The organism is Blastococcus sp. SYSU DS0533 (genome assembly GCF_054050775.1).
Genome location: NZ_JBJGZZ010000005.1, coordinates 1 through 22,002 on the forward strand (window position 1 = coordinate 1; position 22,002 = coordinate 22,002).

A 22,002-nucleotide genomic window follows, 5' to 3' on the forward strand; every position below is an offset into this window, starting at 1 on the left:
GACCCCCCCCCCCCCCCCCCCCCCCCCCGCGGGGGCCCCCCCCCCGGCCCCCCCGCCCGCCCCCCCCCCCCCCCCCCCCCCCCGCAACTGCGCCCAGGTGACCACCGGGGCGCCGGCCCGGCGGCGCGCTCACAACGAGGCCCGCACCGCCTGGGCCCAGCCCTCACCCATGGCGAGACCGGTGACCGAGGCGTTCGGGACGGCGGCCAGCGCGTCGGCCATGCCGTCGACGGCAGCGCCGTTGGCCGTGATCCAGAGCCGGCCCACCGCAGGCGCCATGTCCAGGTCGCTGACGCTGTCCCCGATGGCGACCGCGTCGTCGGGGGAGAGGCCGCGGCGCTCCAGGTCCCAGGCGATCGCGGCACCCTTGGAGATGCCGCGCGGCATCAGGTGGTAGACCCGCGGCGGCGCGGCGTCGTCGGCCAACCCCATCCACGGGGCGGCGGGGATCGCCCCGTTGTCCTTCAGCGTCAGCCAGCCCGTGCCCCGCTCGGCCAGCCAGGCGTCGACGGCGAGCGCGTCCACCCGCCCGCGGAGCAGCGCGTCCGTGGCGTGCGTGGCGTGCCACGGGGCGTGCCACTCCAGCCGCCCCGGGTGCTCGGCGACCAGGTCCTCGACGACGCCGAGCTCGGCCATGACGTCCATGGGCGTCCGATCCCCGTACTCCGCGGGCAGTTCGCCGCGCAGCCGGTGGGTGTTCCGCCCCGAACCCCAGCCGATCGTCGCGCCCAGCTCGGCGATGGCGCCGTCGGCGGCGAAGATGCGCGCCGCCTCCACCACCTGCTCGTAGGTGCGGCCGCTGACCAGCACCAGCGCCGTCCCGGCGCGGTGCAGGTCCAGCAGCGCACCGGCCGGTCCGTCGGTCAGCTCCCGCCCCGCCGTGTGCCAGAAGGAGCCCCGCGGGCCCACCATCGTGCCGTCGAGGTCGGTGTAGACGACGCGAGCGCTCACCGGCCCATCCTGTCCCGCCGCCGGTCGCGCGCCGCGACTGGGTAGAGTCCACGCCGTTCACTCATCCAGAGGGGCAGAGGGACACGGCCCGACGAAGCCCCGGCAACCGCCGCCTGCAGCGCTCCGCGCGACGGGCGAGAGGTGCCAATTCCGTCCCGCGCGGCTCGACGGCCCGCAGCGGGGAAGATGAGGAGGTAGTCGTCGCATGACCCTCACCGCTCCCGGATCCGTCCAGGCCGACTCCAGCGCCGGCGGTCCTGTGCCCCCCTGTCCGGCCCGCGGGCTGGTCTGCCGCAACTGCGGCGCCACGTTCGGGCTCATCGCCCAGCACGCCTGCGCCGAGTGCTTCGGCCCGCTGGAGGTCGACTACGACCCCGAGCTGATGAAGGCCGTCACCCGCGAGCAGATCGAGGCCGGGCCGCAGAACATCTGGCGGTACGTGGCCCTGCTGCCCGTGGGCCAGGAACCGGCCGACCGCGTCTCGCTCGACCCCGGGATGACCCCGCTCGTCCGCGCCGACCGCCTCGCCGCCGAGCTGGGCCTCACCGGCGGGCTGTGGGTCAAGGACGACTCGGCCAACCCCACCCACTCCTTCAAGGACCGCGTGGTCAGCCTCGCCGCGACCGCCGCCAAGGGCCTGGGCTACAAGAAGATCGCCGCCGCCTCCACCGGCAACCTGGCCAACTCGGTCGCCGCGCACGCCGCCCGCGTCGGCCTGCCCTCGTTCGTCTTCATCCCGAGCGACCTGGAGCCCGGGAAGGTCGTGCAGTCGGCGGTCTACGGGCAGACGCTGGTCGCCGTCGACGGTTCCTACGACGACGTCAACCGGCTGACCAGCGAGCTCGGCGAGACCGACGAGTTCGAGGACACGGCCTTCGTCAACCAGAACGTCCGGCCGTACTACGCCGAGGGCTCCAAGACGATGGGCTACGAGATCGCCGAGCAGCTCGGGTGGCGCATCCCCGCGCAGGTGGTCATCCCCATGGCGTCCGGGTCCCTGCTGACCAAGGTGGACAAGGCCTTCCGGGAGCTGACCGCGGCCGGCATCGTCGAGGCCGCCGAGTGGACGATCTACGGCGCCCAGTCGGCCGGCTGCGACCCGATCGCCACCGCGTTCGACAACGGCTGGGACGTCGTCAAGCCGGTGAAGCCCACCGGGATCGCGAAGTCGCTCAACATCGGCAACCCCGCCGACGGGCCGTACGCCCTCGACGCGATCCGGCGCACCGGGGGTGCGGTCGCCCGGGTCGGTGACGACGAGATCGTCCAGGGCATCCGGGACCTCGCCCGCACCACCGGCGTCTTCGCCGAGACCGCCGGCGGGGTGACCGTCGCGGTGCTCCGCAAGCTGGTCGAGAGCGGCCGGCTGGACCCGGCGAAGGAGACCGTCGTCCTCAACACCGGGGAGGGGCTGAAGACCCTCGACCCGCTGGAGCCCGTCGTCGGCCCGACGCACCGCGTGGAGCCCTCGCTGAAGTCGGTGCGGGCCGCGGGGCTCATCGGCTGAGCCGCTGGTCGCCCGATCCGGCAACACGACGGCGGGGAAGCTCTTGCACCTGGCCGGTGCTGATGTACCTTCTCGCGCGGATCCAGTTCCATGTTCGTGACATGCGGGCGGAAGAGCTAGGCCCGGTCCCCCGATCCAGAGGGACCGTCCGCACGCACGAAACGTGGGAGCACACGTGGCACAGGGCACCGTGAAGTGGTTCAACGCCGAGAAGGGCTTCGGCTTCATCGCCGTCGACGGCGGCCAGGACGTCTTCGTCCACTACTCGGCCATCCAGATGGACGGGTACAAGAGCCTCGACGAGGGTCAGCGCGTCGAGTTCGAGGTCGTGCAGGGCGCCAAGGGCCCCCAGGCCGACGCCGTCCGCAGCGCCTGAGGACCACCCAGCAGCACCGATCGGAGGCCCGGTTCCCCCAGCGGGGGAGCCGGGCCTCCGGCGCTTCTTGCACTCGCCCGCCCCGAGTGCCAGACTCGGACCTGGCACTCGTACCCTCTGAGTGCCAATCAGGTCGGTCGGTGAGGCACCGGCGCGCGGGCCGAAGGAGCGCCCGCACCGCAGGTGTCGTCCGTCGCGGGCGCCGCACCCGGCCGTGCAGCGATCAACGCATGGAGGACATCACCACATGGCCAAGATGATCGCCTTCGAGGAAGAGGCGCGCCGCGGCCTCGAGCGGGGCATGAACACCCTCGCCGACGCCGTCAAGGTGACCCTCGGCCCCAAGGGCCGCAACGTCGTCCTGGAGAAGAAGTGGGGCGCCCCCACGATCACCAACGACGGTGTGAGCATCGCCAAGGAGATCGAGCTCGAGGACCCGTGGGAGAAGATCGGGGCCGAGCTCGTCAAGGAGGTCGCGAAGAAGACCGACGACGTCGCGGGTGACGGCACCACCACCGCCACCGTGCTCGCCCAGGCCCTCGTCCGCGAGGGTCTGCGCAACGTCGCCGCCGGCGCCAACCCGATGGCCCTGAAGAAGGGCATCGAGAAGGCCGTCGCCTCGGTCAGCGAGTACCTGCTCTCCACGGCCAAGGACGTCGAGACCAAGGAGCAGATCGCCGCCACCGCGTCGATCTCCGCCGCCGACCCCGCCATCGGTGAGCTCATCGCCGAGGCGATGGACAAGGTCGGCAAGGAAGGTGTCATCACCGTCGAGGAGAGCAACACCTTCGGCCTCGAGCTCGAGCTCACCGAGGGCATGCGCTTCGACAAGGGCTACATCTCGCCCTACTTCGTCACCGACGCCGAGCGCATGGAGGCCGTCCTCGACGACCCGTACGTGCTCGTCGTCAACAGCAAGATCAGCTCGGTCAAGGACCTGCTCCCGCTGCTGGAGAAGGTCATGCAGTCGGGCAAGCCGCTGGCCATCATCGCCGAGGACGTCGAGGGCGAGGCCCTCGCGACCCTGGTCGTGAACAAGATCCGTGGCACCTTCAAGTCCGTCGCCGTCAAGGCCCCGGGCTTCGGTGACCGCCGCAAGGCCATGCTCGGCGACATCGCCATCCTCACCGGTGGCCAGGTCATCAGCGAGGAGGTCGGCCTCAAGCTCGACACCGCCGGCCTCGAGCTGCTGGGCCGCGCCCGCAAGGTCGTCGTCACCAAGGACGAGACGACGATCGTCGAGGGTGCCGGGGACACCGACCAGATCGCCGGCCGGGTCAACCAGATCCGCAGCGAGATCGAGCGGTCGGACTCCGACTACGACCGGGAGAAGCTGCAGGAGCGCCTGGCCAAGCTGGCCGGTGGCGTCGCCGTCATCAAGGCCGGCGCTGCGACCGAGGTCGAGCTCAAGGAGCGCAAGCACCGCATCGAGGACGCGGTGCGCAACGCCAAGGCCGCCGTCGAGGAGGGCATCGTCGCCGGTGGTGGCGTCGCTCTCGCGCAGGCCACGGCCGTCGCGTTCGACAAGCTCGAGCTCGAGGGTGACGAGGCGACCGGTGCGAACATCGTGCGCGTCGCGCTCGAGGCGCCGCTGAAGCAGATCGCCATCAACGCCGGCCTCGAGGGTGGCGTCGTCGCGGAGAAGGTCCGCAACTCGGAGACCGGCTGGGGCCTCAACGCCGCCACCGGCGAGTACGTGGACCTCGTCGGCGCGGGGATCATCGACCCCGCCAAGGTGACCCGATCGGCGCTGCAGAACGCCGCCTCCATCGCGGCGCTCTTCCTCACCACCGAGGCCGTCATCGCCGACAAGCCGGAGAAGGCCGCTCCGGCCATGCCCGGTGGCGACGGCGGCATGGGCGGCATGGACTTCTAGAAGGACCCCTCTGCTCCCCACGCCTCGCACGCTCGGCGTGGGACCCGGCAGAGGGGCCGTTCCAGGTCCCTCACCAGCACGACCCGCCAGGGGCGGTCCCGCATCGCGGGGCCGCCCCTGGCGGCGTCTCCGGGGCGTCCGCACGGGGGCCGGCTCCCGGGGAAGCAGGCTCTCCCGCGCCGGCCGGGGCCCTACTTCCGCGGAACGGGGGCCGGGCCGGCCGGCCGCACGGTCGCTCCGGTGCCGACACGCGGAACTCGTTGCCCTCGGGGTCGGCCAGCACGTCCCGGGAGACGCCCTCGTCCCGGGTGCGCACCAGCGCCGCACCGGCGGCCGGGACGGTCGCGGGCGTCGCGGCAGAGGTCCTCGAACGTGGCCGGTGCAGCAGTCATGGCACCACCCCGGCACACGGCCGAGGGCCCGCCACCGGATGGTGACGGGCCCTCGGTTGGTGGAGCGGTCAGCGAACCTCGACCGGGAAGGGACCGAAGACCCCGCCCTCGCTCGACTTGATCCAGATCTCCGTCGGCGCGGTCGCCGGCGCCGGGTCGACGCTGGCGTCCCAGGCTCCGACGTTCTCCGGGGCCTCCAGGGCGCCGACGACACCGGTCGGGTACCCGGAGATCGGGTTCAGGGCCGGCCCGGTGCCCGCGGCGTTGGTCCGGTGCACCGTGATCGTCGCCCCGGGCACGGTGCCCGAGCCGTTGATGCGGAACTCGTCCCCGGTCCGGAACTGCGCCAGCCCGATCGCGATGTCGTCACCCACGACCCGGTGGTTCACCGGCGTGGAGAACGAGCTGTACGGCGTGGTGGTCGCCGTCCGGGACTGGACCCGGAAGACGTACCGCTGGCCCTCCGCGCTCTTCGCGAGGCCCGTCACGTCCGCCGTGGTGCCCGTGACGACGACGTCGTGCTCGGGCACCAGAGTGTTCGTGGCCGTTGCGTCATCGCGCAACCACACCCGGACTCGGTAGGAGACCGCGTCCTCCACGGGGCTCCACCCGAGGCTGACCCGACCCTGAGGGGCGGCCGGGTCCGGTCCGGCACCGCCGGTACCGGTGATCGCCAGCCCCGTGGGCGCGACAGCCGCGGCAGCCGGCTGGGGCGACACGACGCCGGAGGCGTGCGTGGCGTTGCCGGCGGCGTCGATCACCGCGACGTTGACGGGGGTGTTGTCGGCCGTGATCGGGATCGGCTCCTGGTAGATGATCGCCGTCGGCGAGGGCACGTTGCCGTCGGCCTCCGTGGTGACCGGCGAGCCGTCGACCGTGTAGTAGACGGTGCCCTCGTCCGCGGACAGGGTCAGGGTCCGGTTGGGCGCGATCACCGCCGTGGTCCCGTTCAGCACCGGGTCGGTGGTCAACAACGGGTCGGTGGTGTCGGTCCCGCCGTCCGGGGGCGGCGGTGACGTCGTCCCCGCGAGCGGGAAGGGCGCCCCGAGCTCGCCGTCGACGATCGAGCGGACCTCGATGTCGTACAGCGCGCCGGGGTCGAGGTCGTCCAGGACCACCTGGGTCGCGCTCGCGCCCACCCGGTAGCCGGCGAGCCGCTGCGCGCCCGCGGCGTTCGCGGTCTGGTCGATCGCCTCGACGCTGTAGCCGTCGACGGCCGCGCCCCCGGCGACGGGCTGGGCGGACGCCCAGGTGACCGTGGCCTGCGACTGGTTGTTCCAGACGACGGAGAACTCGCCGACGGGGGGCTCGGCGCCGTCGGGTCCGGCCGGGCAACCCGGGGCCCCGCCGCCGACGAGACCGTACTCGGACAGGGTGAGGCCGAGCTGCTGCTCCACGGTGGTGGCGTCGGCCATCCAGCTCAGCGCGACCTTCTCGCCGTCGAAGACGAGCTGCTGGTCCGACGGCGACATGTCGTCGAACGTCACGGAGAACTCGCCGTTCGCCGCGGTGCCCGAGACGGTGTAGCCGGTGGGCACCTCGTCAGGAACCTCGTTCGGGCTCCAGCCGATCGCACGCTCCCCGATGGCGCCCTCGTCGCGCATCGCCGGGTTGACGACCTCGACGGCGAACCTGTCGAGGCTCACCTCGGGGCCGTAGGTACCCGAGATCGTGACCGAGTTGACGTTGCCCTCGGCCGGCTCGCTCGCGGTCACGTTCGTGACCTGGGCCGAGTTGACCGTCATGCCGTCGACCAGCGGCGAGCCGCTGAACCGGACCGACACCTGGTCGCCGGGCTGGAGGTCGGGCGTGACGTCGGTGAAGCAGCCGTCGAAGCCGCCGCCCGGGCGCGGGGTCGCCTCGTGGTTCCACTCCATGAAACCTGTCGGGTCGACGACGCCGGTCGCGGTGCCCACCGTCTGACCGCCGCGCGTGACGGTCAGGGTGGCGGTCTGGCCGGCCTGGGCGGTGTAGCCCTCGATGGCGACCATGTCGCGGGACGGGAACACCTCGATGTTGCCCGGCCCGGTCGGTGGGGTGCCGGCGCTCGCGACGCCGGCGAGGGTCGTCACGACGCCCGCGGCGGTGACGAAGGCGAGCCCGCCCGCCATCGCGGCGCGACGGGTCCTGGTGGTGGGGTGGAGGGCTCCGGTGGCGGGGGCGGTCACCGGTCCGTGCCTTCCGCTGCGACCACGCCCGGTGGTCGGTCCTGTCCTGTTCATGGCTGTCTCCGCAGTGAGCAGTGGTCGCCTCGGTCGAGGGAACGCACCCACGGTCGTTCAGCCGGCTGCCACGAGGCAGCCGAGGGGTGGGGGCCGCGGACCCCCCAAAGGTGGAGGGCGCCGGCGTCCTGCCGGTCGTCCCGGAGGGGGGCGTGGACGCGCCGAGGGCCCGTCACCGGTCCGGTGACGGGCCCTCGGGTGCCCGGTCGTGGCAGCGGCGACGCGACCGCTGCCACGACCGTGGTGATCAGCGGCGTTCCATCGGCACCCCGGTCAGGCTCCCCCCGGAGGACGAGGTGACCGTCAGCGTCGCCGCAGCCGTCGCCTGCGGGCCGTTGCGGGTGCTGACCGACCACGCCCCGTCAGCGGTGACGGCGACGTTCTGCGCGACGAGCTCGCCCGTGCTGAGCCGGACGGTCACGGTGTTGGCGGTGGTGTCCTGGGCGGTGCCGCTGATCCGGTACTCGTTCCGGTCGTCCCGGAACTGGGCCCGGCCGACGGTGAGCACGTCGTTCGGCACGACCGTCCCGGGGTGGCCGTCGGCGAACGTCGCTGCCGGGCCCCGTGACTCGCCGGCCAGGGCGACCACGTCGAGCCGGTAGGTGGTCCCGTTGCTCAGACCGGGGATCGTGCCGGTGGTGACGGTGCCGACCGTGGCCGTCACCGGGGTCCCGAGCGTGCCGTCCGCGTTGACCGGGGTGGCCGCGAGCTCGTAGCCGGTCACCGGGGTGGCCGGGTTGCCCGGGGTGGCCGCGAGCCACTCCAGCGTGACGCGCTCGTGGCCCCCGACCACGCGGGTCACCGTCGTGGTGCTCGGTGCGTCGCTGAGCGTGGTCACCGACACCGACTCGGTCGAGGTGGTGCGGGTCCCCGCGCTGTCGACCGCGGTGACGGAGACGCCGTACGCGGTGCCCGGGGCGAGGTCGGTGAACGAGGCGGTCGTCGCCGTGACACCCGTCTGGCTGATGGGGTCACCGGTGGGCGGGGTCAGGCTCACGTCGTAGGAGACGGCGTCGAGCGCGGCCGTCCAGCTCACGTCCACCGACGTCGTCCCGGTGGCCGTGGCGGTCACGCCGGTCGGCTCCACGGACGTTGGCGGCGGGGTCTCCCCACCGGTGCCGCCGTCCCCGGCGCCCGGTGAGGTCCGCGGGGTGTACGTCCCTGCGGCGAGGTCCACGGAACCGAGCGGGGCCGCCTCGCTCCACCGGCCGTCGAACGGGACGACGGTGCCGCTGAACGCCTCGATCAGCAGTTCGTAGCTCTTGGTCCCGTCCAGTCCCTGGAACGTCGCCGTGGTGCCGGCGGTGCGGATGGCGGCCTCCTGACCGGTCGCGGCGTCGTAGGCCGACACCCGGTACTGGCTGACCGCGGGGGCGTCGACCGGTTGCTGCGGAACGGGCCAGGTGACGGTGAACCCGGTGGCACCCGTCGACAGACCCGTGACCTCGGCCGTGGTGGGGGGCACCGGCATGCCGTCGGCCGCCCCGGACGGGCACGAGGGGTCGCCGGGGCCGTTGACCTGACCGCTCTCCCACAAGGTGAGGCCGAGTTGCTGCTCCACGGTGGGGTGGTCCGCCATCCAGCTCAGGACGACGTGCTCACCGGCGGCCACGTGGTGCTGGTCGGCCTCGGACAGCCCCCCGAAGGTGGCCGAGAACGCGCCGTCCGCCGCCGTCCCCATGGCCGTGTAACCCGTGCCGCCGTTGGTCTCGCCGTCGGCCAGGGTGGGGTCCCAGGAGATGGCGCGGTCCTCGATGCCGCCGGGCTCCTCGCGCATGTCGGGGTTGACGACCTCCACCATGAAGCGGTCCAGGTCGACGTCAGCACCGTAGGTCCCCTCGATGGTGACGGAGTAGGCCCCCGACAGGTCGGGACCGGCGGTCGTGTACCCGGTGATGACCGAGGAGGCGATGACCATGCCGTCGCTGAAGGTGGCGCCGCTGAACGACACGTCGATGCGGTCGCCGCCCTTGAGGTCGGGGGTGACCGCGGTGCTCGGGTCGTTCGGGTCGAGCGGACCCCAGCATGCGGCGCCCGCGTGGTTGAACTCGAGGAAACCGTTGGCGTCCACGGTGCCGGTGCCGCGGCCGATCACCTGACCCTCGCGGGTCGCGGTGACGGTGGCCGTCTGGCCGGCCTGGTCCACGTACCCGTCGATCGCCACCATGTCCCGGGCCGGGAACGCCTCGACGTTCCCGGGGCCCAGCGGCGGGGTGCCCGCCTCGGCCGTGGCGGCCAAGGTGACAACCGCGCCCGTGGCCAGGACGGCGCTGAGCCCTCCGGCCGCGAGGCGCTTGCGGGTCGATCGGGGCGTGGGCAGAGGAGCGGCTCGGTGCGCTCCTCCGCGACCACCTGCTGGGGTCGTTGCTGTGCTGGTCATGTGGAACTCCGCTGTTCCCGCCCTGCCCACCCCGTCGTGGGCCAGGTCTGGTGCCCGTTACGGTCGTCGCCGTCCGGAAACCCGGGCAGCCGAGCAGGGGGGTGCGCCTGTCCCCCAATGCGGGGGACGCAACCCGCCCTCGCGTCAGCCGCCGTCCCACGGGGTAGCGGCCGGGGATGGCGGTGATCATCGGGACGTCGGGGTGGCAGTACCGCGACTGGCGCGGGGCCTTCTACCCGCAGAAGCTGCCCCAGCGCCTCTGGCTGGAGCACTACGTGGAGCACTTCGCCACCGTCGAGAGCAACAACGCCTTCTACCGGCTGCCCGAGCGGGGAACGTTCGAGAAGTGGCGGGAGCGCACCCCGCCGGACTTCCGGTGGGCGGTCAAGGCGAGCCGCTTCCTGACGCACATCAAGCGGTTGCGCGAGCCCGAGGAGCCGGTCGCCCGGCTGATGGGCCGTGCGGAGGGGCTCGCGGACAAGCTCGACGCGGTCCTGCTGCAGCTGCCGCCCACGCTGAAGGCCGACCCCGAGCTGCTGCGCGAGTGCCTGGCGCAGTTCCCGGCCGGGACGCGGGTGGCCGTGGAGCCGCGGCACGAGTCGTGGTGGACCGACGAGGTGCGCGCGCTCCTGGAGCGCTACGGGGCGGCGCTGTGCTGGGCCGACCGGGACGAGCGCCCGGTGGCGCCGCTCTGGCGGACGGCCGGCTGGGGCTACCTGCGGCTGCACCACGGGTTCGAGGCCTGGGGCTACCGTTCCGAGACGCTGCAGCTGTGGGCCGACCGGGTGGCGGCCGCCTACGGGGACGACGACGTCCTCGTGTACTTCAACAACGACCCCGGCTGCGCGGCGGTGATCGACGCGGTCCACTTCGCCGACGCCGTGCGCCGGGCCGGGGGGACGCCCACCCGCGTGCCCACGGCCGACCAGGCGACGGGCCTGGCGTGGGTGCCGGTGGAGGTGCCCCCGGTCTGACCCCGCGGGTCAGTTGCCGCCGCGCCCCTGCTTGCCCCGGCCCTGGTCGGCGGGCTGCGCGGCGCCGGCGCCGTCGACCTGCTCGACCGGCTCCTCGACCGGGGTCGTGACGGCGCGCGCCGCCTTCGCCGCGTCGCGGGCGGACTTCTCCGCCTCCCTGGCCGCTTCCCGTGCGGCCTTGTCCGAGTCGTGGGCCGCCTGGCGGGCCTGAGCCGCCGCCAGTGCCCCCTGGGCGTGCTCGTCGGCGTGCGCGATGGCGTTGTCCAGGCCGCGGAGCCCGGTCTCCTCCTGGGTCGCGTCGTCTTCGGTTGCCTCCTCGTCGGTGGCCTCCTCGTCCTCGGTGGCCTCCTCGTCGGTGGCCTCCTCGTCCTCGGTGGCCTCCTCGTCGGCGGCCTCCTCCTCGACGACCTCAGGCTCCGCGGCGTCCCCGGCCTCGCGGTCTGCGGTGGGCTCCGTCGTCGCGCCGTCCCCGGAGTCCGGCACCTCGAAGGGGGTCACCGCCTCCACCGTGCTGGCGACGGCGTCCTGCACCGGCGCCGGCAGGACGCCGACCGCGCCGGCGCCGGTGACGCCGGCGGTGGCGATCCCGACGCCGGTCGCCACCTGGGCGACCGTGCTCGCGCCGGCGAACTTCGCCGCCAGCGCGGCCAGACCTTCGAGCAGTGCCATGGAAGACGTTCCCCTCGGGCAGATGGCCGTCGGTGCGGCCGTTCCCGTTCCACTTCGGCAGGTACCGGGGACGGCTGGAGCCGAGCCACCCGGTCGGGGGACGTCAGCGCCCGGGCGGTACCCGGTCCGCGAGGTGCTCGGCGAACGTGCGGGGTGCCCGGCCGAGCAGGGCGGTGAGCACCCGCGGGCTGCCGGTGAAGCCGTGCGCCCGGTACCAGTCGAACATCGTGGTGCGGCAGCGGCCGGCGTAGGTTCCGTCGTCCTGGGCGTGGACGTCGACCGCGGTGACGTGCCGCCCGGCCCGCTCGCCGAGCAGCGCGGCGACCTCCGGGGCGGTGATCGCCTCGGGGCCCACGGCTTCGAAGGTGCCGCTGTCGAGGCCGTCCTCGGTGAGCAGGACGGCCGCCGCCTCGGCGACGTCGCGCAGGTCGACGAAGGACTGGGCCCGCTGCAGACCCCACGGGCTCGGCAGCTCCCCGGTCACGACGGCCGTCTCCACCGCACCGTCGAGGTTGTCGGCGTAGGCGCAGGGCTGCAGCACCCGCCACCGCGCGCCCGTACCGGCGACGGCGCCGTCGAGCGCCTCCTCGACCAGGTCCTTGGCGGCGTGGTGCGGCATCGCGCGGGCCTGCGGGCGCAGCACCGAGTGGTACACGAGCCGGGCCACCCCCGCGCGGGCCGCGGCCGTCAGCACCGCGGGGGCGCCGGCAGCCTCGCCCGGGTCGAAGTTCGGCCAGATCAGGTAGAGGGCGTCGGCGCCGGCCAGCGCGCCCGACAGGTCGCCGGTGAGGTCGCCGACGACGAGCTCGGCGCCGAGCCCGTCCAGCTCCGGGCGCGGCTTCGGCGAGGGCACGACCGCGCGCACCCGCTCACCGCGCGCCCGCAGGGCCCGGACGACGGCGGTGCCGGTGGCCCCGCCCGCCGCGGTCACGACGATCACAGGACGTCCACCGCCTCCGCGTGCCGCACACCGAGCTGGTCGGCGGCCTGCCCGAGCACGTCCTGCACCACCAGCGTGTCGGCCAGCGGCATCACGGCGCTCTCGGTGCGCCCGGCGCGCAGGCACTCGGTCACCTCGACCAGCTCGTGGGCGTACCCGGCGCCGGCCTGCGGGCGGGTGATCTCCTCGGGCCCGGCGCCGTCGCGGTGCAGCACGATGGTCCGCGGGTGGTGGAAGCGGGGGAGGACGTCGATCCAGCCCTTCGTGCCGACGACGCGCGCCGTCCCGGGCAGGGCGTACTTCAGCGAGGTGGTGAGCGCGGCGTTGCGGCCGTCCTCCCAGCCGAGCAGTATCGCCGCCTCCGCGTCGGCCCCCGACGGGAACAGCGAGCCGGTGGCGACGACGCGGTCGGGCGTGCCCAGCAGCATCTGGGCGAAGGAGACGACGTAGACGCCCAGGTCCAGCAGGGCACCGCCGCCGAGCTCCAGCGCGAAGAGGCGGTCGACCGGGTCGTACTCGCGGGAGACGCCCAGGTCGGCCTGCACCGAGCGCACCTCGCCGATCGCGCCGTCGGCCACCAGCTCCTGCAGCGCGACGACGGCCGGCTGGAACCGGGTCCACATCGCCTCCATCACGAAGGTGCCGGTCTCCCGGGCGAGGTCGACGACCTCGGCGGCCCCGGCGGTGGTCGCGGTGAACGCCTTCTCCACCAGCAGCGCCTTGCCGGCGCGCAGCGCGGCCAGCGCGAACTGGTGGTGGTGCGGGTGCGGGGTGGCGACGTACAGGACGTCGACGTCGGGGTCGGCCAGGATCTCGCCGTAGGACCCGTAGGCGCGCTCCAGGCCGTGCCGGGCGGCGAACCCGTCGGCGCGCTCCTGCGACCGGGAGGCGACGGCGACCGCGCGGGCGCCGTCGACGACCGCGAAGTCCTCGACCACCTTCTCGGCGATGCGGCCCGGCCCGACGATTCCCCAGCGGATCTCTGCACTCACCGGGCAGACGCTAGTCGCGGCCCGGCAGACTGCTCGCCGTGGCCGTGCTGATCGACTCCCCGGTGTGGCCGTGGCGGGGGCGCATGTGGTCCCACCTGGTCAGCGACGTCTCCTACGACGAACTGCACGCCTTCGTCGCCGCGGAGCTCGGCATCCCGCGCCGGGCGTTCCAGGGCGACCACTACGACGTCCCCGCGGACCTCTACGAGATCGCCGTCGCCGCGGGGGCCCTGCCGGTCGGGTCCCGGGAGCTGCTGCAGCGGCTGCTCGCCGCAGGGCTCAGGCTCCGGAAGCGCGGGAGCGCAGCAGGGTGAGCTCCGCGGTCAGGTTCGCCCGCGCCACCGGCTCCCACTCCGCGGCAGCGGGCAGCCGGTAGAGGCAGGGCAGGCCGAGCAGCCGTTCCAGGACGGCGATCCGCCCGGCCGTGAACTGCTCGTCGGAGAGGTGCCCGTACTCGGCGCGCACCGCCGAGGCGTAGCCCGCGTACGCGGCGGGGGGTGCGGCGAGCACGGCCAGGTCGGCGTCGCAGAGGGCCGCGCCGTTCGCGTCACCGGGCTCGGGGTCGTGCGCGGCGGTGAGCAGCACCAGCCGGGCGACCTCCTCCACCCGCTCCTCGGGGACCAGCCCGCGCAGCCCGGCCCGGGCGCGCTCGGCGCTGACCCGCTCGTTGTCCGGGCGCAGCGGGTCGTAGACGACGTCGTGGTACCAGGCGGCCAGGGCGACGGCGGCCGGGTCGGGGACGTCGGCGGAGAGCCGTTCGACCACGCCGAGCACGGCCGCCAGGTGTGCGAGATCGTGGTAGCGGCGGTGCGGCTCGCTCCAGGCGGCGACGACGGCGGCCCACTCGGTGCGGGAGATGGGGGAGTCCCCGGCCAGCGCGGCCCAGGCCCCGAACCCGACCGGGCCGCTCACCGGACCCCGCAGGTGCGCAGCGCCAGCAGGGCCAAGGCCCGGGCGGCGGTGACCAGCTCGGCGACGGGCACGCGCTCCTGCGGCCCGTGGGCCAGGTGCAGGTCGCCCGGCCCGTAGTGCAGCGTCGGGATGCCCGCGGCGGCATAGAGCCGCAGGTCCGTGCCCGCCGGGAGGGCGCGTTCGGCCGGGAGCGGCCCACCGGCGTCCACGACCGCGGCCCGCACCGCCGGCAGCAGGGGTGAGCCGACCGGCAGCTGCCCGCTGGCGAACGCGCCGCCGACCCAGGTCAGCCGGACAGGGTGGTCGGCCAGCCAGGGGTGGCCGGCCGACACCTCGGCGAGCCGGCTCTCCAGCGCGGCGCGGGCGACCTCCACGGGCTCGCCGACCCGCACCCCGTAGCGGCCCTCGGCGACCAGCCGATCGGGCACCGAGCTCGCCCAGTCACCGGCGCGCACCCGCCCGATCGAGATGCCGTAGGGGAAGGGGGCATCGCCGAAGCGCGGGTCGGCGTCCCGCTGCCGTTCCGCCTCGAACCCCAGCAGCGCGGCGTGCACGTGGGCGAACAGCTCGACGGCGCTCACCCCGCGGTCGCGCATCGCGGCGTGGGCGGCGTGGCCGGTGATCTCCAGCCGGAAGGTGAGCGCGCCTGCGTGCGCGGTCACCACGGCCTGCGCCGTGGGCTCGGGGATGACGCACAGCTCGCCGGTGTGGCCCCGGCGCAGCGCGGCCCAGGCGCCCAGGCCGCCGTCCTCCTCCCCGATGACCCCGTGCACGGCGAGCGGGCGGGCCAGGTGCACCCCCGCCGTCCGCAGGGCCTGCACGGCGGCGAGCGTGGCGACGACGCCGGCCTTCATGTCGCAGGCCCCGCGCCCGTGCACCGCGCCGTCGGCGAACCGGGGGACGAAGGGGTCGCCGGGCCAGAGGCCGAGGTCACCGGGCGGGACGACGTCGGTGTGCCCGGAGAGCACCAGCGCCGGGGTGCCCTCGCCGCCGACGGTGCCGACGACCCCCCACGCCTCGGTGCGCACCACCTCCTGGCCGGGGGCGTCGGCGGCGGTGGCCGCCTCCGCGAGGTCGACGGGCCAGCAGTCGACGTCGCAGCCGAGCTCGTCGAGCCAGCCGGCGAGCAGGTGCTGCACCTCGCTCTCGGCCGCCGTGCCGCCCACCGACGGGACGGTGATCATCGCCGCGAGCCGGTCCACCGCCCACCGCTCGTCGACGGCGGAGAGGACGCGGGCCTCCACGTCGGTCAGCTCGGCCACGGACCGGAGTCTGGCACGGGGGTGCGCGGCCCCGCGGGGCAGCGGCGCTAGCGTCCACCACCGTGACGCAGCCCGCGCCGCCGCCTGGTTGGTACCCCGATCCAGCCCGAGGGCCGGGCACCCGGTAGTGGGACGGCCAGGGCTGGAGCGAGCACGCGCAGCAGCCCACGGCGCCGTCCGGTGCTGGTGCTGACCCGGCCGGCGAAGCTCGTGAAGGCGCGGGTGGTCGTGCAGCGGCCCGACGGCGCACCGGTCGGCGAGATCGTGCAGGCCAACGTGTTCGGGAAGATCCGCTTCGACCTGGTGGCGGGCGGGCAGCACGTCGGCGCGGTCCAGGCGGAGAACTGGCGGGCGTGGGACTTCGCCATCACCGACGCCGCCGGTGTCGAGGTCGCCCGGGTCACCAAGACGTGGGAGGGCCTGGCCCGGACGGTGTTCACCACGGCCGACCGCTACGTCGTCCTGGTGCACCACCGCCTGCCCGAGCCGCTGGCGAGCATGGTCATCGCCTCGGCGCTCACCGTGGACACCGCCCTCGGGCAGGACGAGCGCGGGCTCAACCAGACCTGCGCGCCCGTGTCCACGGCCACGTCCCGCGACATGACGCCGGTACGTCCGGCGCGTACGGTGGGACGAGTCCGGGCCGGGTGCATCGTGCCCCCGGGTGCCATTTGGTTACGCCTTCACGGACTACCGCCCCGACCTCGGTCGGGGGCCTGGAGCCGTGTTGTGCTTCTCGCCGCGAGGCGGCCGTCATCCGGTCCGGACCTGAACGCGCACGAGAGCCCCCGCCTTGCCCGGGCGGGGGCTCTCGCGTCTCCCGAGCGTGTCGGCTCAGTAGGTCTCCTCCGTGGTGCTGCGGCGCATCGGGGCGCCGCCCGGGTCGCCGTGGGCGTCGGTCCGGGTGACCCGGCGCTGGCGCGGGCCCCAGACGGCGAGCTCCAGGACGATGCCCAGCGCTCCGGCGATCATCAGGATCCAGCCCACGACCTGCAGGTCGACGCCGCTGACGTCCACGCGCAGGGCGAAGGTGAGGATCGCGCCGAGGGCGAGCAGCACGATGGCGGTTCCGAGTCGCATGACCAACTCCTCCGGTGGCGGCCGGCGGGGCGCCGGCTCGCGGGCGCAGCGGGTTCCCGCGCGCCGGCCGGTCAACCGGTCCCGGCCGCGATGTCACCCTGACGGGTGCGTCTGAGGCCCCTCAGGCGGGGAACGCCACCGGGGACGGCGTGATCGCCCGATGCCCGGCCCGCCCCCTCAGCAGGACCGTTCCTCCCGTCACCACCGACGAGAGAGGGACGACGATGACCTACCCCAACCCCGGGCTCGAGGCCGAGCTCGCCTACCGCCGCGAGGTCCTGCAGGGGATCGGCCGCACCACCGGCACCAGGCGGGGTCCCTGGCTCCGCCGCCACCGGCGTCTGCGCTGAGCACACCCCGGCCGGGTGGCGCCGGCCCCGATCGGTCAGCCCCGCGTGCCACGATCCCAGCCGTGTCACGCTGGGACGACGCCCCGCTCGTGGGCCGGGCCGAGGAGCTCGCCCGCCTGCTCGCGCAGGTGGAGCGGGCCGTCGCCGGCCGGGCGTGCGCGACACTGCTCGCCGGCGACGCCGGCGTCGGCAAGACCCGCCTGCTCGACGAGCTGGGGCGGCGGGCGGCCGAGCGCGGGCTGCGGGTGCTCACCGGCCACTGCGTCGACCTCGGCGACGTCGGGCTGCCCTACCTGCCTTTCGTCGACCTCCTCCGCCCGCTCGCCGCCGACCCCGATCTGGTGCCGGCGGCCCGGTCGAACCCGGTCCTGACCGGCTTCCTGGCCGGCCGGCCGGGCGCGGTCGTCCCCGTGCCGCCGCCGGGCGAGGGGCTGGACCTCGGCCGCCCGCTCCCGCACCGGGCCGCGCCGCAGCCGGTCGACGACGGCCGGCTCCAGCTGTTCGAGTCGGTCGCCGGGCTGCTGTGCGAGCTCTCCGCCGCCGGCCCGGTGCTCGTCGTCCTCGAGGACGTGCACTGGGCCGACCGGTCCAGCCGCGACCTGCTGCGCTACCTGCTGGCCCGGCTGGTCGACGAACCGGTCGCCGTCGTCGCCTCCTACCGCGCCGACGACCTGCACCGCCGGCACCCGCTGCGCCCGCTGCTCGCCGAGCTGGTGCGGCTGCCGGGCGTCGAGCGCCTGGACCTGGCGCCGCTGCCGGATGCGGCCGTCGGCGACCTGGTCCGGGGGCTGGCGAGCGCCGGCCTGCCCGAGAGCACCGTGGAGGACGTCGTCGCCCGCGCGGAGGGCAACGCCTTCTACGCCGAGGAGCTGCTCGCCGCCGGGCTGCAGGGCGAGGCGTTGCCGCTGGCCCTGGCCGACGTGCTGCTGGCCCGGGTCGAGCAGCGCTCCCCGGCCGTCCAGCGGGTGCTGCGGGTGGCGGCGGTGGCGGGCCGGCGGGTGCGCCACGAGCTGGTCGCCGCGATCGGGCAGCTGCCGCCTGACGAGCTGGAGCGGGCCCTCGCCGAGGCGGTGCACCACCACCTGCTCGTGGTCTCCGAGGACGGCCGCTACCGCTTCCGGCACGCGCTGCTGCGGGAGGCCGTGCTGGCCGACCTGCTGCCCGGCGAGCGGGTGCGGCTGCACGCTGCGGTCGCCGGCTACCTCGCCGCGCACCCGGAGGCCGGCACCGCCGCCGAGCGGGCCCACCACGCGCGGGAGAGCAACGACCTGCCGGGCGCGTTCAGCGCCTCCCTGGAGGCTGCATCCGAGGCCTGCCGCGTAGGAGCTCCCGCCGAGCAGCTGCAGCACCTGGAGTCGGCGCTCGCGCTGTGGCCGGCGGTGCCCGACGCGGCCCAGCGGGCCGGCCGCGACCAGGTGGCGCTCATGGTCGAGACCGCCGCCGCGGCCCGGACGTCGGGGGAGCTCCACCGCGCCGCCGGGCTGCTGCGCGCCGCGCTGGAGCTGGCGGGGCCGGACGGCGACCCGGTGTCCCGCGCGCGGCTGCACTACACCCTCGCGCAGGCGCTGGTGCGGCTCGAGGACCACCCCGGCGGCTACCGGGAGAGCAGCGCGGCGATGGCGCTGGTCCCCGCGGAGCCGCCGTCGGAGGTGCGCACCTGGGCGGCGGCCACCCACGCGCGCATGTGCTTCAGCCTCAACCTGCTCGCCGAGGGCGACGCGGCCGCCGAGGAGGCGCTGGCGGCGGCCGACGTCCTCGGCCTGGACGCCGCCTGGTCGGACACCGCCGTCTCGCAGGTGCGGTCCCGCCCGGCCGCGGACGTCGAGGCGGTGCGGCGCCGGCTGGACGAGGCGCTGGAGCGGGGGCGGCGCTCGGGCGACGTCGACGTCGAGATGCGGGCCTGGTTCAACCTCGCCGTCGACCGGTTCGAGGCCGGGGACGTGCCGGGCGCGGTGGCCCTCACCGGGGAGGCGACCGGGCGTGCCCGGGCGCTGGGCGTCGAGTGGGCCACCTACCCGGCCGGGCTGCGGCACCTGCGGGTGACCGCGCTGTACACGGTGGGGGAGTGGGACGCGAGCCTGGCCGAGGCCGACGCGCTGTCGCGGGTGCCCGAGATGGCGGCGCACGTGCGGGCCGCGGCGCTCCTGGTGCTGGTCGGCCGAGGCGACCCGGCGGCGCGGGACCGGCTGGCCTGGGCGCGGTCGCTGGTCGAGCGGGTCATCGCCCACTACCTGCTGTCGCTGGTCACCGGCGCGGCGGAGATCGACCTGGCCGCCGGGGCGGGCGACGCGCAGCGAGCGGTCGACGTCGCGGTCACGACCAGCGCCCGGCTGCGGGAGGTGTGGCGGTTCGACCACCTGGGGGTGCTGCGGCTGGTCGCGACGGCGCTGGGTGCGGCTGCCGACGCCGCGGCCGCCGCCCGGCTGGTGGGGGACCGCGCGACGGCGGACGGCTGGGTGCACCGCGGCGAGGAGTTGGGTGAGATCGCCCGCTCGGCGGTCGAGGTGTTCGAGCGGTCGGTCGGCGGGATGGGCGTCGAGGGCCTCGCCTGGCGGGCGCGGGTGGACGCCGAGCACGCCCGGCTCGCGGGGAAGGCCGCGCCCGAGCTGTGGCGGGCCGCCGTCGAGGCGTTCGGCTACGGGCACGTCTACGAGCAGGCCCGGTCGCGGTGGCGGCTGGCCGAGGCGCTGCTGGCGGCCGACGACCGTGCCGGCGCCGCGGTGGAGGCCCGGGCGGCGCACGAGGTCGCCGTCCGGCTCGGTGCCACGCCGCTGCGCGAGGCCGTCGAGGCGCTGGTCCGCCGGGGCCGGCTGGACGTCGACCTGCCCGGTGTCCGCCTGGTCGACCCGGCCGCGGTGCTCACCCCGCGCGAGCAGTCGGTGCTGGCGCTGCTGGCGAAGGGCCGCACCAACCGGCAGATCGGCGCGGAGCTCTACATCAGCGAGAAGACCGCCAGCGTGCACGTCAGCAACATCCTGGCCAAGCTGGGCGCGAACGGCCGCACCGAGGCCGTCGCCATCGCCGCCGCCCGTGGCCTCCTGCCGACCGCTTGAACTCTCGCGCCGACTGGGCACCGAAGGGGTCCGGGCAGGCGTGAGGCAGCGGCTCCACGGCGTAGGGAGACGGCTTCTGGACGCGGTGTCGTCCGGAGGACGACGGTGTCACCGGGGTGCGGTCCGGAGACCGCAGTGTCACAGCATCGTGCGGAGGCGTTCCCGGCGGGCGCGCAGGACGTCCACCGACGCCGACGCCGACGGCGGGCCGGGCACCTGCTGGCGCAGCTGCGTGTGCACCACGGCCTGCGGCTGCGAGGTCCGCGCGGCCACGCGGTTGACCAGCTTGTTGATCTCCCGGCGCAGCTCCGCCGCGTCCCGCCACGAGCGGCCGGCGTCGTCCTCGTCCGGGTGCTCCTCGACGACCATGAAGTCGTCGGTGTCGTCCCGGTGGCTCTGCGCGATGCGCAGCCGCAGCTCCTCGTCGCGCTTGGCGAGCAGCGACGCCGTCTGCTCGGGGGTGAGCAGGCCCGGGATGCCGAGGAAGTCCTCCTCCTCGGGCGCCACGACGGTCGCCGCGCGCCCCTCGCCGGTGTGCGCCGTCCCCCCGTGGAGCACGTGCGCGAAGCGGGCGTCGGCCTCCAGGGCCTCCCACTGCTTCATGCCGTTGGGGTCCTTCTCCTTGGGCGGCAGCGGCTCGAGGTCGAGCTCGTCGCCCTGGACCGTCTTCGGCGGCGGCATGACGTGGTTGCGCTGCTCCTCCATGGAGGCGGCCAGCGTCAGCAGCGGGCGGACGGCGGGGAGGAACACCGTGGCCGACTCGTGCGCGGCCCGCGAGCGGACGACGCGGCCGACGGCCTGGGCGAAGAACAGCGGCGTCCGGTAGGAGGTCATCCACGCGAGGACGGCGGCGCGCGGCACGTCGACGCCCTCGGAGATCATGCGGACGCAGACGGCGATGCGGGCCGAGCCGGTCGCGAAGCGCTCGATCTTCTTCGACGCCTTCGGGTCGTCGGAGAGGATCAGCTCCGGCGCCTTGCCGGTCACCCGCCGCACGATCTTCGCGTAGTCCCGGGCGTCGTCCTGGTCGCTGGCGAGGATCAGCCCGGCGGCGTCGGGCATGCCGCCCTCCTCGCGCAGGTGGGTGATCCGGTCGTCCATCGCGGCGATGACGTGCGGCACCCACTGGCCCTTGGGGTCCAGGGCGGTGCGCCAGGCCTGCATCTCCACCGACTTGGTGCCGGCCTCGCTGAGCGACGCGGCGACCACCTCCCCGGCGGAGTTCCGCCAGCGCGAGGTACCCGTGTAGGCAGCGAAGACGACCGGGCGGACGACGTTGTCGGCCAGCGCCTCCTTGTAGCCGTAGGTGTAGTCGGCGCGGCTCACCAGCCCGCCGGCCTCGCCCTCGAAGGTGTCCTCCTCGTACCGGACGAAGGGGATGCGCTCGTCGGGCTTGGTGCGGAACGGCGTCCCGGTGAGGCACAGCCGGCGGGCGGCCATGCCGTACGCCTCCTCGACCGCCTCCCCCCAGGAGAGGCCGTCACCGGCGTGGTGCACCTCGTCGAGGATGACCAGCGACTTCACGGCGGTGGCGCGGGCAGCGTGCAGCATCGGCTTGCCGGCCACCTGCGCGTAGGTGGTCACGTAGCCCTGGGTGCCGGCGCGCACCGGGCCGACGGCGTTGGTCAGGTTCGGGTCCAGGACGATGCCCATCCGGTCCGCGGCCTCGGCCCACTGCAGCCGGAGGTGGTCGGTGGGGGCGACGACGACGACGCGGGCGACCTCCCGGCGCGACAGCAGCCGGGCGGCCAGCGTCAGGGCGAAGGTCGTCTTCCCGGCGCCCGGCGTAGCGGTGACGAGGAAGTCCTTGGGGGAGGCCTCCTCGTACTGGGCCAGGGCGGCCTGCTGCCATGCCCGGAGCGGTCGGCTGGTCGTCTGCGGGGCCCGGGCCGCCGCTGCTGCTGCAGTCGCCATGTCGGGGCCCATTCTGATCGGGGGCCGGGCAACACGCCCAACGGGCCCCTCCCGCGCGCCCTCGCCGTCGGCACGTATGGCGACGCGTGCGCGAGCCGCTGAGCAGCAGTTACGCGGACAGTGCCCGGCCGCTGTGGCACTCGTCATGCCCG

The 22,002-nt window shown here is 74.9% G+C and carries 18 protein-coding genes, 1 pseudogene and 1 riboswitch; of the genes and pseudogenes, 8 read left to right on the plus strand and 11 right to left on the minus strand.

Going from position 1 to position 22,002, the window contains the following annotated elements; all coding sequences use genetic code 11:
• Positions 1 to 129: 129 nt before the first annotated feature.
• The gene (locus tag ACI79W_RS07920) at positions 130 to 951 is read right to left on the minus strand and encodes an HAD family hydrolase (RefSeq protein ID WP_456561533.1); all 822 of its coding nucleotides are present in this window, start codon (positions 949 to 951) and stop codon (positions 130 to 132) included.
• 58 nt (positions 952 to 1,009) lie between these two features.
• Positions 1,010 to 1,144, plus strand: a riboswitch (SAM riboswitch).
• A gap of 12 nt (positions 1,145 to 1,156) precedes the next feature.
• On the opposite strand from ACI79W_RS07920, the gene thrC reads away from it, so the two are divergent.
• From thrC to groL, 3 genes are all read left to right on the plus strand, one after another.
• A complete protein-coding gene (gene thrC, locus ACI79W_RS07925; protein WP_456561534.1) occupies positions 1,157 to 2,458 on the plus strand; it encodes a threonine synthase in 1,302 nt (433 codons plus the stop codon).
• Positions 2,459 to 2,633: 175 nt separating this feature from the next.
• Positions 2,634 to 2,834 (plus strand): cold-shock protein, encoded by a 201-nt coding sequence (locus ACI79W_RS07930; protein WP_040337424.1) that lies wholly within the window; start codon positions 2,634 to 2,636, stop codon positions 2,832 to 2,834.
• Positions 2,835 to 3,081: 247 nt separating this feature from the next.
• Positions 3,082 to 4,710, plus strand: coding sequence for a chaperonin GroEL (groL, locus tag ACI79W_RS07935; protein WP_456561535.1), 1,629 nt, complete (start codon positions 3,082 to 3,084; stop codon positions 4,708 to 4,710).
• Between the two features lie 70 nt (positions 4,711 to 4,780).
• Here the strand turns inward: groL and ACI79W_RS07940 are convergent, their stop codons facing one another.
• The 3 genes from ACI79W_RS07940 to ACI79W_RS07950 form a co-directional block, all read right to left on the minus strand.
• Positions 4,781 to 5,098 carry a VOC family protein gene (locus ACI79W_RS07940; protein WP_456561813.1) on the minus strand — a complete coding sequence of 106 codons (318 nt, stop codon included), beginning with the start codon at positions 5,096 to 5,098 and terminating at the stop codon, positions 4,781 to 4,783.
• Positions 5,099 to 5,170: 72 nt separating this feature from the next.
• Positions 5,171 to 7,270, minus strand: coding sequence for a fibronectin type III domain-containing protein (locus ACI79W_RS07945; RefSeq protein ID WP_456561536.1), 2,100 nt, complete (start codon positions 7,268 to 7,270; stop codon positions 5,171 to 5,173).
• Positions 7,271 to 7,571: 301 nt separating this feature from the next.
• Positions 7,572 to 9,563, minus strand: coding sequence for a fibronectin type III domain-containing protein (locus tag ACI79W_RS07950; protein ID WP_456561537.1), 1,992 nt, complete (start codon positions 9,561 to 9,563; stop codon positions 7,572 to 7,574).
• 317 nt (positions 9,564 to 9,880) lie between these two features.
• Between ACI79W_RS07950 and ACI79W_RS07955 the strand changes: the two genes are divergently transcribed.
• Positions 9,881 to 10,678 carry a DUF72 domain-containing protein gene (locus ACI79W_RS07955; RefSeq protein WP_456561538.1) on the plus strand — a complete coding sequence of 266 codons (798 nt, stop codon included), beginning with the start codon at positions 9,881 to 9,883 and terminating at the stop codon, positions 10,676 to 10,678.
• 9 nt (positions 10,679 to 10,687) lie between these two features.
• On the opposite strand, the gene ACI79W_RS07960 is transcribed toward ACI79W_RS07955, so the two are convergent.
• The 3 genes from ACI79W_RS07960 to ACI79W_RS07970 all read right to left on the minus strand — a co-directional run bounded on the left by ACI79W_RS07960 (position 10,688) and on the right by ACI79W_RS07970 (position 13,279).
• Positions 10,688 to 11,347, minus strand: a complete 660-nt coding sequence (locus ACI79W_RS07960; protein WP_456561539.1) for a hypothetical protein — start codon at positions 11,345 to 11,347, stop codon at positions 10,688 to 10,690.
• 103 nt (positions 11,348 to 11,450) lie between these two features.
• Positions 11,451 to 12,287, minus strand: a complete 837-nt coding sequence (locus tag ACI79W_RS07965) for an SDR family oxidoreductase (protein ID WP_456561540.1) — start codon at positions 12,285 to 12,287, stop codon at positions 11,451 to 11,453.
• Entirely contained in the window at positions 12,284 to 13,279 is a 996-nt protein-coding gene (locus tag ACI79W_RS07970; protein WP_456561541.1) for a Gfo/Idh/MocA family protein, read from the minus strand. Before ACI79W_RS07970 ends, ACI79W_RS07965 begins: the two co-directional genes overlap by 4 nt.
• A gap of 38 nt (positions 13,280 to 13,317) precedes the next feature.
• On the opposite strand from ACI79W_RS07970, the gene ACI79W_RS07975 reads away from it, so the two are divergent.
• Entirely contained in the window at positions 13,318 to 13,593 is a 276-nt protein-coding gene (locus ACI79W_RS07975) for a DUF4031 domain-containing protein (protein WP_456561542.1), read from the plus strand.
• Here ACI79W_RS07975 and ACI79W_RS07980 read toward each other — a convergent pair.
• Together ACI79W_RS07980 and ACI79W_RS07985 are read right to left on the minus strand one after the other, a co-directional pair.
• On the minus strand, positions 13,559 to 14,191 hold the full coding sequence (locus ACI79W_RS07980; protein ID WP_456561543.1) for an HD domain-containing protein: 633 nt from the start codon (positions 14,189 to 14,191) through the stop codon (positions 13,559 to 13,561). The genes ACI79W_RS07975 and ACI79W_RS07980 overlap by 35 nt on opposite strands.
• On the minus strand, positions 14,188 to 15,453 hold the full coding sequence (locus tag ACI79W_RS07985; RefSeq protein WP_456561544.1) for an ArgE/DapE family deacylase: 1,266 nt from the start codon (positions 15,451 to 15,453) through the stop codon (positions 14,188 to 14,190). Before ACI79W_RS07985 ends, ACI79W_RS07980 begins: the two co-directional genes overlap by 4 nt.
• A 228-nt stretch (positions 15,454 to 15,681) precedes the next feature.
• On the opposite strand from ACI79W_RS07985, the pseudogene ACI79W_RS07990 reads away from it, so the two are divergent.
• Positions 15,682 to 15,924 (plus strand): annotated as a pseudogene (locus ACI79W_RS07990) (phospholipid scramblase-related protein); the annotation flags it as partial.
• Between the two features lie 363 nt (positions 15,925 to 16,287).
• Here the strand turns inward: ACI79W_RS07990 and ACI79W_RS07995 are convergent.
• On the minus strand, positions 16,288 to 16,533 hold the full coding sequence (locus ACI79W_RS07995; RefSeq protein ID WP_456561545.1) for a DUF6458 family protein: 246 nt from the start codon (positions 16,531 to 16,533) through the stop codon (positions 16,288 to 16,290).
• Positions 16,534 to 16,757: 224 nt separating this feature from the next.
• Between ACI79W_RS07995 and ACI79W_RS08000 the strand changes: the two genes are divergently transcribed.
• Complete coding sequence (locus tag ACI79W_RS08000) at positions 16,758 to 16,883, plus strand: hypothetical protein (RefSeq protein ID WP_456561546.1); 126 nt, start codon at positions 16,758 to 16,760, stop codon at positions 16,881 to 16,883.
• A 62-nt stretch (positions 16,884 to 16,945) separates the two neighbouring features.
• On the plus strand, positions 16,946 to 19,936 hold the full coding sequence (locus tag ACI79W_RS08005; protein ID WP_456561547.1) for an ATP-binding protein: 2,991 nt from the start codon (positions 16,946 to 16,948) through the stop codon (positions 19,934 to 19,936).
• Positions 19,937 to 20,074: 138 nt separating this feature from the next.
• On the opposite strand, the gene ACI79W_RS08010 is transcribed toward ACI79W_RS08005, so the two are convergent.
• Positions 20,075 to 21,850 (minus strand): DEAD/DEAH box helicase, encoded by a 1,776-nt coding sequence (locus tag ACI79W_RS08010; protein WP_456561548.1) that lies wholly within the window; start codon positions 21,848 to 21,850, stop codon positions 20,075 to 20,077.
• Between the last annotated feature and the right edge of the window lie 152 nt (positions 21,851 to 22,002).

Bases quoted from the DNA above. Each gene is read 5' to 3' on its own strand.
- ACI79W_RS07960 (WP_456561539.1), bottom strand. From the start codon at position 11,347: ATGGCACTGCTCGAAGGTCTGGCCGCGCTGGCGGCGAAGTTCGCCGGC.
- ACI79W_RS07955 (WP_456561538.1), top strand. From the start codon at position 9,881: ATGGCGGTGATCATCGGGACGTCGGGGTGGCAGTACCGCGACTGGCGC.
- ACI79W_RS08010 (WP_456561548.1), bottom strand. From the start codon at position 21,850: ATGGCGACTGCAGCAGCAGCGGCGGCCCGGGCCCCGCAGACGACCAGC.
- ACI79W_RS07995 (WP_456561545.1), bottom strand. From the start codon at position 16,533: ATGCGACTCGGAACCGCCATCGTGCTGCTCGCCCTCGGCGCGATCCTC.
- ACI79W_RS08000 (WP_456561546.1), top strand. From the start codon at position 16,758: ATGACCTACCCCAACCCCGGGCTCGAGGCCGAGCTCGCCTACCGCCGC.
- groL (WP_456561535.1), top strand. From the start codon at position 3,082: ATGGCCAAGATGATCGCCTTCGAGGAAGAGGCGCGCCGCGGCCTCGAG.
- thrC (WP_456561534.1), top strand. From the start codon at position 1,157: ATGACCCTCACCGCTCCCGGATCCGTCCAGGCCGACTCCAGCGCCGGC.